This window comes from Vibrio crassostreae (assembly GCF_041439375.1).
In the GTDB taxonomy this organism is placed as follows: domain Bacteria; phylum Pseudomonadota; class Gammaproteobacteria; order Enterobacterales; family Vibrionaceae; genus Vibrio; species Vibrio crassostreae_D.
The window spans coordinates 1-12640 of record NZ_JBGONY010000093.1; the positions used below are offsets into that span (position 1 = coordinate 1).

General features: G+C 43.1%; 12 protein-coding genes and 1 pseudogene. 10 read left to right on the forward strand and 3 right to left on the reverse strand.

Features of this window, described 5'->3' with window-relative positions:
* The first annotated feature begins 78 nt into the window (after positions 1-78).
* From ACED45_RS22865 to ACED45_RS22885, 5 genes are all read left to right on the forward strand, one after another.
* The gene (locus ACED45_RS22865; protein ID WP_371715092.1) at positions 79-1350 is read left to right on the forward strand and encodes a GGDEF domain-containing protein; all 1272 of its coding nucleotides are present in this window, start codon (positions 79-81) and stop codon (positions 1348-1350) included.
* A gap of 157 nt (positions 1351-1507) precedes the next feature.
* The gene (locus ACED45_RS22870; RefSeq protein ID WP_371715093.1) at positions 1508-2254 is read left to right on the forward strand and encodes a phosphatase; all 747 of its coding nucleotides are present in this window, start codon (positions 1508-1510) and stop codon (positions 2252-2254) included.
* 144 nt (positions 2255-2398) lie between these two features.
* Positions 2399-2794 (forward strand): cytochrome b562, encoded by a 396-nt coding sequence (locus ACED45_RS22875; RefSeq protein ID WP_017059534.1) that lies wholly within the window; start codon positions 2399-2401, stop codon positions 2792-2794.
* Positions 2795-3095: 301 nt separating this feature from the next.
* Positions 3096-3446 (forward strand): hypothetical protein, encoded by a 351-nt coding sequence (locus tag ACED45_RS22880; protein ID WP_017064798.1) that lies wholly within the window; start codon positions 3096-3098, stop codon positions 3444-3446.
* A 111-nt stretch (positions 3447-3557) separates the two neighbouring features.
* Positions 3558-5093 carry a PepSY-associated TM helix domain-containing protein gene (locus ACED45_RS22885; protein WP_371715094.1) on the forward strand — a complete coding sequence of 512 codons (1536 nt, stop codon included), beginning with the start codon at positions 3558-3560 and terminating at the stop codon, positions 5091-5093.
* Between the two features lie 111 nt (positions 5094-5204).
* Here ACED45_RS22885 and gloA2 read toward each other — a convergent pair whose 3' ends face one another.
* Positions 5205-5588, reverse strand: a complete 384-nt coding sequence (gene gloA2, locus ACED45_RS22890) for an SMU1112c/YaeR family gloxylase I-like metalloprotein (RefSeq protein WP_371715095.1) — start codon at positions 5586-5588, stop codon at positions 5205-5207.
* Positions 5588-6520, reverse strand: coding sequence for a LysR family transcriptional regulator (locus ACED45_RS22895; RefSeq protein ID WP_371715096.1), 933 nt, complete (start codon positions 6518-6520; stop codon positions 5588-5590). The genes gloA2 and ACED45_RS22895 overlap by 1 nt, the downstream gene beginning before the upstream one ends.
* 481 nt (positions 6521-7001) lie before the next feature.
* On the opposite strand from ACED45_RS22895, the gene ACED45_RS22900 reads away from it, so the two are divergent.
* The 3 genes and pseudogenes from ACED45_RS22900 to ACED45_RS22910 all read left to right on the forward strand — a co-directional run.
* Positions 7002-8195, forward strand: a complete 1194-nt coding sequence (locus ACED45_RS22900) for a glycine C-acetyltransferase (protein WP_371715097.1) — start codon at positions 7002-7004, stop codon at positions 8193-8195.
* A 109-nt stretch (positions 8196-8304) separates the two neighbouring features.
* Positions 8305-9336, forward strand: coding sequence for an L-threonine 3-dehydrogenase (gene tdh, locus ACED45_RS22905; RefSeq protein ID WP_123301518.1), 1032 nt, complete (start codon positions 8305-8307; stop codon positions 9334-9336).
* 117 nt (positions 9337-9453) lie between these two features.
* A pseudogene (locus tag ACED45_RS22910) lies at positions 9454-9594 on the forward strand (L-threonine 3-dehydrogenase); the annotation flags it as partial.
* A 110-nt stretch (positions 9595-9704) separates the two neighbouring features.
* On the opposite strand, the gene ACED45_RS22915 reads toward ACED45_RS22910, so the two are convergent.
* A complete protein-coding gene (locus ACED45_RS22915) occupies positions 9705-10742 on the reverse strand; it encodes a phage integrase (RefSeq protein ID WP_048657773.1) in 1038 nt (345 codons plus the stop codon).
* A 132-nt stretch (positions 10743-10874) separates the two neighbouring features.
* On the opposite strand from ACED45_RS22915, the gene ACED45_RS22920 reads away from it, so the two are divergent.
* Together ACED45_RS22920 and ACED45_RS22925 are read left to right on the forward strand one after the other, a co-directional pair.
* Complete coding sequence (locus ACED45_RS22920; protein WP_371715098.1) at positions 10875-11240, forward strand: hypothetical protein; 366 nt, start codon at positions 10875-10877, stop codon at positions 11238-11240.
* Positions 11241-11264: 24 nt separating this feature from the next.
* Positions 11265-12415, forward strand: a protein-coding gene (locus tag ACED45_RS22925; protein ID WP_371715099.1) for an IS3 family transposase whose coding sequence is annotated in 2 segments (ribosomal slippage) — positions 11265-11508 and positions 11508-12415 — 1152 coding nt in all. Because the reading frame shifts where the segments join, the coding sequence is not laid out codon by codon here.
* Positions 12416-12640: the final 225 nt, after the last annotated feature.

Here is a 12640-nt window from a genome sequence, read left to right on the forward strand (position 1 = left end):
AGCTGATCAGATCGTAGGTTCTGGATTTAGTTCCACTGAATTACGCAACAAAGCCTAGGAATATACTCAATTTTCCCATTGTATTTTGCTACGTTAAAAAACCGTGTGCGTACAGCTGCATTTTATAACTATCTTAGTATCGTGCTTTTAGTGGGAGGGCTTGCTGGTGCCGTTTATTCCTTTCCATTATCCGAAGCTTTAAGTATTTCAGGCGGAAATATTGCTTATGGTGCATTCATGATGAGCACCATAATGCTCATTATTATTGAGCGAGATTTTAGCACTTTTAAACACATGTTTCGGTTAGTAGTGGTTGTGGATTTGATTGCTTTTGTTGGTTTTAACTTTATGGCTTGGTTGCTGGAATCGGAATATGTGTTGAACCCTTTTGCTATCCCTTTCGGTATCTTTGACGTGTCGTTGAAAGTTCTTGTTCTTGGAGGGGTTTTGATTCTCCTCGAAATATTGTTATTGATGTTTATTTTTACACAAGTGAGTAAGTTCCTTTCCAACCTACCAGCGTTGGCATTCATCTATACGCTAGCATTTGTTTTTATCCTTTGTTTGGATGGAGCACTGTTTCCTCTTTTAGCTTTTGGCCTAAGCCCGCAGATCGTTCCTATCATATTCGGAAATATACTGGGTAAGTTGTTGATTGCGGCCTGCTATAGTGTCCCAATGCTGATCTTCTACTTTTTGTTTAGGGGAGATTTTGCCAAGTTTGTTAGTTCGCCACTATCCATAAAGGATTTGACTAAAGCTCCTCGAAAAGAGTTGCTGGCAACATTGTATCAATATGAGTTGCGTGATGAGCAGTTGCAGAGAGAAAAACAAGATCTCACAAAGATTGCACTTTTTGATGAGCTAACCTCACTCCCCAATAGACGTAAATTTAATCAAACGTTTGAGTCTGAATGGGCTAGATGTGAACGCGAAGGGCAAACTTTAACCTTAGTGATCGGCGATATTGATTTTTTCAAGCAATATAATGATGCATATGGCCACCATCAAGGAGATGTCTGCCTTAAACAAGTCGCAAAGTTATGGAAGCACGTTTTTAACCGTCCGTCAGACCTTGCTGCTCGCATAGGAGGCGAGGAGTTTGCCATTATATTGCCAAGCACATCTATAGAGCAAAGCAGAGCTCGCCTTAATTCATTCTTAACGGTTTTGCACAGTCAGCCGATTCCTCATCGTTCCTCACCTATTGCTTCTCATGTGACGATGAGCTTAGGTGCAGCGGAATGCGTTCCGACGAAAAGCACATCGGCAAATGATCTGTTTATGCTTGCTGATAAGCGCCTTTACAAAGCAAAGAATAGCGGGAGAAATCAGGTTATTGTCGATTGAATTAATTTTAACAATACGGAATGATGAGCAGTATATAATTTCAAATCACTCAGCATCACATTAAGCCGGTGTATGTTGGGTCTTTTTTGAAGAAGCTGTATTAGGCCAACCCAACTTAAAATTGATTGATTTGACCAAGCGAAGAGGGCATTGATTCATGGAACTCAAAGTAGATACTCACACTCATACATACGCAAGTGGTCATGCTTACAGCACATTGATCGAAAATGCCAAGTCGGCAAAGCAAAATGGTTTAGCCATGTTTTGTACCACCGACCATTCAGAATCAATGCCTGGTGCTCCACACTATTGGTTCTTCAGCAACCAACGTGTCCTTCCTCGTTTTATCGAAGAGGTTGCCATCATCCGTGGTGTTGAGTCGAATATCATGAACACTCAAGGAGAAATCGATATCCATCCGAGTGTAGATAAGAACTTGGATTGGGTGATTGCAAGCTTCCACGAGCCCGTTTTTCGCCCATCGGATGTCGCAACGCATACAGAGGCTCTCGTGAATGTGATTAAGGGTGGTCGAATTGATGCGCTTGGTCACTTAGGCAATCCTAATTTTGATTTCGATTTCGAAGCCGTCATTCAATGTGCGGTTGAAAACAACGTGGCGATTGAGATCAACAACACCACACTTAAAGGAAATAGCCGAGTTGGCAGTGTTGACCGTTGTTATGAGATTGCAAGAATAGCGAAAGCGAAGGGTGCATTTATTACAACAGGCAGCGATGCGCATTTCTGTTTAGATGTAGGTGGCTTGGATTTAGTCGCAGCATTGTTAGATGAAGTGGGTGTAGATTCGAGTAAAGTGATCACTCATTCGCCAAAGCAGTTCCTAGCCTTTTTAGCCTTGCGCGGTCGTAATGAAATCCCAGAATACTCAGCTCTTGTTTAAGAGAATGTCGGCGGGTTTGCATTTCGACACAATCAATTTTTGTGCATGTCAGATTTTTGTATACACTAGCTGAAAATAATAAAGTCGAAGTGCCACAATCATGATGGCGCTATCTTCAAAGTCACAGTTTCACTTGGAGAAACAATGAAAACTCGCTCAATCCTTTTATCTGGCTTAATCGCTGCTTCAGTATTGTCTGGCAACGCATTTGCTAATGTAGACCTTAAGAAAAACATGCAAGAAATGAAGCTTGCGTTCAAACAAGCGGCAGAAGCTCAAAGCATTGAAGAGATGCAAAAGCCTATCGTTCGTTTAGATACGCTAGTGGCAGAGCTGAAAACGGGTGTTTACCCAGTCGAGAAAGAAGACAACTTCATGGAAGGCTTCAAAAAGATCAGTGCATCACTGGATAGCATTGAGCAGAAGCTAGACCAAGGTGACTTAGCGTCGGCACAGCAAGAACTTCGTACTATTGATGGCCTTCGTGAAGAGTACCATGAGAAGCGTAACCCAAGTATCTGGAGCAAGATCTTCGGTTAATTCGTTAATCATGAACGTTTGCTAGATAGGTAACAAAGAGCAAACCTCAAGATTCGATTTCTAAAACGCCGCCTTACATTACCCTCTTTCGAGGAAGGTGTAAGGCGGCGTTTTTATTGTCTCTTTTATCGAAAGCCTGCTGCAAAGAGATGAGTATTACTTTCTTAGTTTTAGTGTTGTAACCAGTATTTAACGAAAAAGAGTGTGCGTTAGCTTCAATTTTTTAACTTGCTGTTAATCTTTACGTTTACCTATATTCCAAGTCCCTCATAATAAGGGAAATTTATAAAGACTTGGAATAATGCGCCGAACCTCGTTCAACTTCTTCATGTTACTTGCAACAGCATTAAGCTGGGCGCTAGTGACATTAATGCCTGTTATCAATGCTCATGGTAATAGTGCGGGAGTATGGGCGTCGTTATGTACGGTCAATGGCTTTGAATTGGTTCAAATCGAAGAAGGCGAACCTAATACTCATAAAGGAAAGCCGTGTCCGTTTAGCCATTTTTCCACGTTTCACCAAGATGAACTTCCCACTACACTACTGACAACTCGACTGAGTTCTATTGTCTCCGACAGCTACGCTTTTTTGGCTCTAAGCGAACGCTACACGAGGCAAGCCCCGCGCGGCCCTCCCTTTGTTATTGCTTAAACCTAACCCATTAAAATAATTAAAAAATAAAGTATTAAGTAAAGTTAAACATGCTCAGATTACTTTCTGATTTTTCAGAAGGTATGTTTGCGTGTGTCAAAGGAAATTATAATGTTGAGAAATGAATCTCAAACCCCTGCGAAAGCACAAGCAACTTCGCAGTCTAAAAGCAGTGCAACAACCGGTTCGGAAACCAATATAAAAAGCAAAGACCGCAATAAAACCCTCTATTTCCTCACATGGCGCTGGCACTTCTATGCTGGGCTATTTGTTATCCCGTTTATGTTAATGCTGAGCATTACAGGTTTGGTGATGCTGTTTGATGATGAAATCGAATTGACTTTCCACCACGAAGCCCTAGAGATTGTTGCATCGGGCGAGCCGATTAAAGTGTCACAACAGTTAGCTGCAGTACAACTTCAATACCCACAAGGTTCGGTTACCCAGTTTGTTCCGAGCAAAGCTCCTGATCTGGCTAACCGCTTTTCGGTAGCACTTGTAGACGGCACATCGGTCTTCGCCACGGTAAATCAATATACGGGCGAAGTGGTCGGAGAGATTCCGCGTAGCGACAGCCTGTACCAACTCGCGAATGACATTCACGGCACTTTGTTGATTGGTGATTGGGGTGATTATCTAATTGAAGTCGCAATAAGCTTGTCTATTCTGTTGCTCATCAGTGGTATTTACTTATGGTTACCTAGAGATAACGCGAGCCGCGCTGGTTTTCTTAAGCTTCGATTTGGTTCAGGAACGCGTATTTTAATGCGTGATCTGCATGCGAACATTGGAGGTGTGTTATCGCTCGTTCTGTTGTTGTTTATTCTGTCTGGATTGGCTTGGACAGGCTTCTGGGGCGGTAAATTAGTTCAAGCATGGAGCACTTTCCCTGCTCAAATGTGGGACGATATTCCGCTGTCTGATAAGACGCACACATCGCTTAGCCATGGCTCAGAGGAAGAACTTCCATGGAATCTAGAACAAACACCGCTGCCGTTGTCTCAAGATAAGCCTGCAGAACATGTACATCACGTGGAAGAGGCATCTGAACCTCATGATCACTCTAAGATGGGCGAAGACCACTCTCAACATGTGATGTCAGCAAGCAGTTTCGGGATTGATGATGTTATCCAAAAAGCGCACTCACTTGGTTTCACTCAATACAAGGTGAATTTCCCGCGTTCAGAAACAGGTGTTTACACGGTCACAGCCAACACTATGGGCGGTGACATCATTGATCCAACGCAGGACCGTACTACGCACCTCGACCAATACTCAGGTCGTATTCTGGGTGAGGTGACATGGCAAGATTATAACTTCATTGCCAAAACGTTAGCGGTAGGTATTTCATTGCATCAAGGTGACATCAGCATCATTAACAAGCTTCTAAATGCTTTGTTTTGTTTGGCGTTCATTGTTGTGTCCGTGACTGGCGGTGTGATGTGGTGGATACGTAGACCTTCAGGTCAAAGAAAGCTTGGCACGCCACCGAAGTTTGGCGATGCAGGGCTTTGGAAGACAGGTTTAGTGATCGTGATAGTTATTTCAGTACTGTTTCCACTGGCGGGAGCGACGATCGTGACAGCAATGCTGCTGGATTGGTTACTATTTTCACGCGTTGAGAAATTCAAGACGGCATTGAGTTAATTGATATACAAACTGACCTCCTTTTTCAGGAGGTCAGTTTCATTATTCAGATGACATGCTCTGTTTATTAAGAAGACGTTAGACTTGTACAGCTCTATAATTGATAAAGCTCTAGATTTCATAAAGCTCTAACGGAAGCCCGTCAGGATCGACAAAAAAAGTAAATGCTTTACCTGTAAATTCATCAATTCGGATCTGTTCGACTTCGATTCTTTGTTCTTCCAAATAGCTTTTGATTTGTTGAACGTCATCAACACAAAAAGCTAAGTGTCTTAGCCCTTGAGCTTCAGGAAAGCTAGGTCTTTCCGGTGCGTTAGGGAAGCTGAATAGTTCTATCTGAGCACCATTAGGTAGCGCTAAATCAAGTTTGTACGACTGGCGAGCCTCTCGATAGTTTTCGGCAATGATCTCAAGTTTTAAAATCTCGGTGTAAAAGTGCTTCGATGCGTTGTAGTTTGAACAGATTATGGCTGCGTGGTGTATTCCTTTCAACATCAGTTTATTTCTCCTGCCAACTTGTCACCTAAGTGCTCCATGGCGTAATCAATGAATACACGCAGTCGAGCGGGCATGTACTTGGTTTGAGCAAACTGCATCGCAATCGCACCATGGTAATTACTCTTGATAGTCCAATCTTCCAATACCTGTACAACAGAGCCTTCAGCCAATGCATCTTGAATCACGAAGTCATGGAAAATACCGACACCTAGACCTTCTTTCACACCTTTTAGTCGCATCTGCGAGTGGTTAACTGCGTAACGGCCACTGACGGATACAGTGTGAAACTCATCGTCTTTCAAGAAGTCCCAAATGTGGTCTTTGTCTGTCTCTGCAAGGTATAAACAGTCATGTTTAGAAAGGTCTGTTGGGTGGCTTGGAACTCCTTTGGCTTTCAGATAGTAGGGGCTCGCACATAACACGAGGTTTGTCTTTCCAAGCTCTTTCAAAACCAAGCTTTCATCGGGCTTATCGGTAAGGCGAAACGCAATGTCGATACCTTGGCGCAATATGTCGATGTCGCCGTCAGCCGCTCTTAACTTGAGCTGGATCTCTGGATATTGACTTAAGAATGGAACAACAAAAGGCTGTAGCACTGAGTTTAAGAACGCCTCAGGCGCCGCTACCGTTATAGAGCCCGCAGGTTCAGTATGGTCGGAGGTTGAAAGCTCAACGGCTTGTTGCGCCGCGTTGATCATCACCACGCTCTGATCGTATACCAACTGGCCTGCTTGGGTGATGATAAGGGTACGAGTGGTTCGTTCAAACAGTTTCACCGACAGTGCTTTTTCCAAGCGAGTGATGAGCTTACTCAAGGCTGAAGGTGTCACCCCTAACTGTTTTGCTGCCGCAGTAAAGCTCCCTTCATTTACCACTAAAATGAATGAGGCTAGATCTGGAAGTAGGGCGATGAGTTTAGGGTTGACCATAAGTATCCACGAGTTTCGGCGATGAGCGTAAAGTGATTGTGAGCGATTTACTTTGATTTGTGAATCAATTTCATTAATTGCTTAGTGTGATTGCTCTGATAGATTGATGTGTTTGAAGCTTATCTGTATAGCGGCGTTGCTGGTGCTCATTATGAGATAAGCCGGTTTTGATCACTATATCGTTTTGATATTAAAAATTGAGATTTGATATGAAAGCGAAATTATAGGGAAATTAGAGGAGATTTGGCGTTTAAAAGAGAAAGCTAAGGGCGTTAATGTGCCCTGTGTCACTGGGATTAACAATGATTGATGCCTGTGATTCATTAATGTTTTTCCAACTAAAGGGATAATCGGATCGGGGATGTTCAACTAGAATATAGGCATAAGTTTTACAGTGTAAATGATCGTGTTGAGATCGTTTATATCCCTACATAATGCGGCGCGCGATGCTGCTGAATAATAACTAGGAAGGAATGAGACAATGTCTTCTGCATTTTACCAACAGATTCAAACTCAAATCGAAGAAGTTAAAGAAGAAGGTCTTTACAAGTCTGAGCGCATTATTACTTCTGCTCAAAAAGCAGCGGTTTCTATCTCGACTGGTGAAGAAGTACTAAACTTCTGTGCAAACAACTACTTAGGTCTTGCTAACCACCCAGCTCTTATCGAAGCGGCTAAAGATGGTATGGATCAGCACGGTTTTGGTATGGCTTCAGTACGTTTCATCTGTGGTACTCAAGATTCTCACAAAGAACTAGAGCAAAAGCTTTCTACGTTCCTAGGTAAAGAAGACACTATCCTTTACACATCTTGTTTTGATGCAAACGCTGGTTTGTTCGAAACGATTCTAGGTAAAGAAGACGCAATCATCTCTGACGCACTAAACCACGCATCTATCATCGATGGTGTTCGTCTGTGTAAAGCAATGCGCTTCCGCTACGCGAACAACAACATGGAAGAGCTAGAGCAACAACTTATAGCAGCTAAAGAAGCTGGCGCTCGTCACACGCTTATCGTAACTGACGGTGTGTTCTCAATGGACGGCGTAGTGGCTAACCTTCCTGCTATCTGTGACCTTGCTGACAAGTACGGCGCACTAGTGATGGTTGATGACTCTCACGCAGTTGGCTTCATGGGTGAAAACGGCGCAGGTACTCACGAGTTCCACAACGTTGTTGACCGTATCGACATCATCACAGGTACGCTTGGTAAAGCAATGGGTGGTGCTTCAGGCGGTTACACTTCTGGTAAGAAAGAAGTGATCGACTGGTTACGTCAGCGTTCTCGTCCATACCTATTCTCTAACTCTGTTGCACCAGCAATCGTATCGGCGTCTATCCGCGTTCTAGATCTTCTAGCGGAATCTGGCGATCTACGTACTCAGTTATGGGAAAACTCTGCTCACTTCCGTACTCGCATGGAAGACGCTGGTTTCACTATGGGTGGTGCTGACCACGCTATCATCCCAATCATGCTTGGTGATGCAAAAGTAGCGGCTGAATTCGCAGAGCGCGCTCTAGAGAAAGGCATCTACGTGGTAGGTTTCTCTTTCCCAGTCGTACCAAAAGGCCAAGCTCGTATCCGTACGCAAATGTCTGCAGCACACTCTCGTGAGCAACTGGATCGCGCAATTGATGCGTTCATCCAAGTTGGTAAAGACATGGCTATCATCTAATTTTAAAGGGGTGCCACGGTATCCTTTAATTAGGTAGAGCAACACCCAATAGAACATATAGATTTTTGATTCTCGCCTTACAGTTAGGTGAGATGAACTAGGTAACATTATGAAAATTAAAGCACTTTCTAAGCTTAAGCCTGAAGAAGGCATTTGGATGACCGAGGTTGAAAAACCTGAAATGGGTCATAATGATCTTCTTATCCGTATTAAGAAAACCGCAATTTGTGGTACAGACGTACATATCTACAACTGGGATGAGTGGTCACAAAACACAATTCCAGTGCCTATGGTAGTAGGTCATGAATACGTGGGTGAAGTTGTTGGCATCGGCCAAGAAGTTCGTGGTTTTGAAATCGGCGATCGTGTATCTGGTGAAGGTCACATCACATGTGGTCACTGTCGTAACTGTCGTGGCGGCCGTACTCACCTTTGTCGTAACACAACAGGTGTTGGTGTAAACCGCACTGGTGCATTCTCTGAATACCTTGTGATCCCTGCGTTCAACGCATTTAAGATCCCTGCAGAAATCTCTGACGATCTAGCATCAATCTTTGACCCGTTTGGCAACGCAGTACACACAGCGCTTTCTTTCGACCTAGTAGGCGAAGACGTGCTAATTACTGGTGCTGGCCCAATCGGCATCATGGCTGCAGCTGTTGCTAAGCACGTTGGTGCTCGTCACGTTGTAATCACTGATGTAAACGAATACCGCCTAGACCTTGCTAAGAAGATGGGTGTAACGCGCGCAGTAAACGTGATGGAAGAGAAGCTTGAAGACGTAATGTCTGATCTTGGCATGACTGAAGGCTTCGATGTAGGCCTAGAAATGTCTGGTAACCCATCTGCGTTCAACAGCATGCTGACTAACATGAACCACGGCGGTAAGATCTCTCTACTAGGTATTCCACCATCAGACATGGCAGTAGACTGGAACCAAGTAATCTTCAAAGGCTTGGTTATCAAAGGTATCTACGGTCGTGAGATGTTCGAAACTTGGTACAAGATGGCTTCTTTGATTCAGTCAGGTTTAGACCTAACGCCAATCATTACTCACCACTACAAAGTGGACGACTTCCAGAAAGGCTTCGACATGATGCGATCTGGTATGTCTGGTAAGGTAATTTTAGACTGGGAGTAGGTTACTACCGGTTTTGAATATCAGAAGGCAACAGGTAAAACTGTTGCCTTTTTTATCGCCATTCATAATTGATAAATAATTTAAACTATTGATATTTAGTGGTTATATTTGTTTTTGTATATAGTGGCAAGTTTGATTCAATCAGGGTTAGACCTATTACCAATCATTACTCATCACTTTAAAATTGATGATTTCCAAGCTGGCTTCGATGCTATGCGTAGTGGGCTTTCTGGCAAGGTTATCCTTGATTGGGAATAGAAAAAATTAGGCTCTAAATAGCAAAGGCGACAGTGAAAACTGTCGCCTTTTTTACGAATAAAACCGATAAATAACGGTCGATTACAGTGTCTGCCGCCACTTTGTCGCCATTAATTCTCTAATGGATTGAGGTGTACAGCTTGTATCAAATGTTCTGGTGCAAAATGGGAATACGCCATTGTCTGCTCAATTTTAGTGTGTCCAAGAATACGCTGTAACACCAAAATATCCCCTTTGTTCATCATAAAATGCGAAGCAAAAGTATGCCGTAAAACATGCGTCGCTTGTCCACTCGGAACGTGGCCAGGTAGAGCCCTTTTAATGTAGCGCCAGGCATCCTTGTAAGTAGTGTTGAAAATTTCATGGTTGCTCACTGCGATATCTAAGATCTCTTGATATAAAGCAGGTGAGATGGGCACACTTCGATTTCTCTTACCTTTTGTCTCGGTGTAAGTCAGTTTGAATTCAGATACCTGTGAACGGGTAAGAGTCAGAGCTTCACTTATACGAGCTCCGGTGGCCAAGCAAATCTTAGAGATTACAATAAGTTGTGGGATCGAGACTGTAATAACTCGGTTGCAATTCTTCAGGTTAACCAAGAACTCTTCAATTTGTGGCTTGGTTAGATATGCCAGATTCTTCTCACTGGTTTTGATTGTCTCGATAGCTTCAAGCGGATTGGGGTATTTCCATTGATTGTACTTAATCAGTTTCTTGAACATCCCCTTTAGGTAAATCAATTCCATGTTATGTGTTGTTGGTGAAATCTCAATAGATTTATTTTTGCCACGGTAAGGTATTCGTGCTGCACGATAGTCTAAGTAGTCTCGTTCTTTAAGGTGATAGGCAATCGGGTTACCTAATCCTTCAATTGTTTTGGCTATTAGCTCCCGAGCTTGTTTACCTGATTTCAACGTATGACCGTGTATGCTCCACCAAGTGTCTAACAGCTCGCTCATTCTACGGTGATCCGGTTTAATACCCATCCATGGCTTATCGTCAATTTCTCTCATTGTGTGAAGCTCAAAAGCCTTGGCTTCGCCTTTAGTCGCAAATTTCTTACGAACACGCTTCCCCGTTCGCCCGTTTGGGTAACATTCGCAGATCCAAGGTTTGGTTGAGCCATCCTTTAAATTGCGGACAGACATAATAAAGCCTAATATAACTGTATATAAAAACAGTGCAGTTGGGCTGAAACGTAGAACAATGTTTTATTTAGGACAAAAAGCACAGGCTGGGCACCTATCTCAAAGTGCTAAGAAAGTTAATAGGTTTTTGCTATGTACCAATCAATTCATGTGACTTCTGGATACAGCCATTTCAAAATTAACAGCGATGGTCCCATTGGGGTAAGTAAGAAGAACCAAGGGGTGATTGATACGCTGTTGAAACTAGGTAATCGCTTTACGGCGCCATTTGGTGGGTTTATAGAAGCAGAGAACGTAGTGGGTTTGAAATGGGTGAAGCTGGTCGACATTAAGTATCTGTGCACCGATGAGGAAGCCGAAAACATCGAGTACGTGATACAAAAAGACCACTATGTAGTGGGAACGTATCAAGACCGGAAGTTGTACATTTTATTGTTTGGTGGAGAGCCAAAACACCATCTGATCCGCCCCAGCAGTTTTGGACACCGAGTTAAGTGAGTATAATCACTAACGAGGTGAACAATGACAACTAAGAAAACTAGAATTAAACATTCTCCTGAATTTAAAGCAGAAGCTCTGAAGCTAGCAGAGAAAGTTGGAGTAGCTGCCGCAGCAAGACAGCTTTCTTTACATGAATCTCAAATTTATGGGTGGCGGAAGAACTCAAATAAAGACACCAATACGAGTCAGCGAGAGCAAGAACTAGCCGTAGAGGTTGCTAAGCTCAAAAGGCAGTTGGCTGAGCAAGCAGAAGAGCTAGAAATTGTAAAAAAGGCCGCCACATACTTCGCGAAAAATCTAAAGTAAATTGCTATGAATTTATGCTCGAACACCTGCTGCGCTTCAATATGGTGCGTATGACTAAGGTGTTTGGGGTATCCCGAAGTGGGTTTTATTACTGGATTAAACATCGCCATAAGGCCATTCAACGTGAGGCAATACGTCAAAAGCTTGATACAAAGGTCAAAGAAGCTTTTGACAACAGCAAAGGCCGAGATGGCTCAAGGCGAATCCAAAAAGAACTGTCTGAAAACGGTGATAACCACAATGTTAAAACCATTGCGGCCAGTATGAAGCGTCAAGATTTAACGCCGAAAGCGGCACGTAAATTTAAGTGTACTACGGACAGCAAACATCAAATGCCTGTTGCTCCAAACTTGTTGGCTCAGAATTTTAACGCAGTGGCTCCGAATGAAAAATGGGCGGGAGACATCACCTATGTAGCGACAAGCGAAGGCTGGCTGTACTTGGCGGTAATTATTGACCTTTACTTAAGACAAGTAATCGGATGGTCTATGGATACCAGAATGACGGCTACGCTGGTCTGCGATGCACTATCAATGGCTTTGTTCCGTCGCGGGTTCCCTGAGCAGGTTATCGTTCATAGTGATCGAGGTAGTCAGTACTGCTCAAAAGATTATCGAGACATCATAACGGGTTATAATCTAAAGCAAAGTATGAGTAGGAAAGGAAACTGTTGGGACAATGCTTGTGTTGAGAGCTTCTTTCATTCAATGAAAGTTGAAGCGATCCAATATGAGCCGATTATGACGAGAGACCAGATGCGGCAAACGATCTTCGAGTACATAGAGATTGATTATAATCGGACGAGAAGGCACAGTGCTCTTGGGTATCTAAGCCCAGTTAACTTTGAACAACAAAATGTCGCTTAATGAAGTGTCCAGTATTGCTGGAGCAGATCACATCAGGGCAGTTTCAATCGCTGTATCAGAGTACTGGAACATTACTTTTTATTGTCCCATTGAACTCAACATATTTATGAGCGGTGAAAAAATTTCAGGGGACCTTAAGGATTTGTCGTCGTGTTTGCTTGAGCAAGTTAAGAGGCTTTGTTTCCTAAATCAGGGAACTAATGCTTAAAGCTACGATCAGATCAT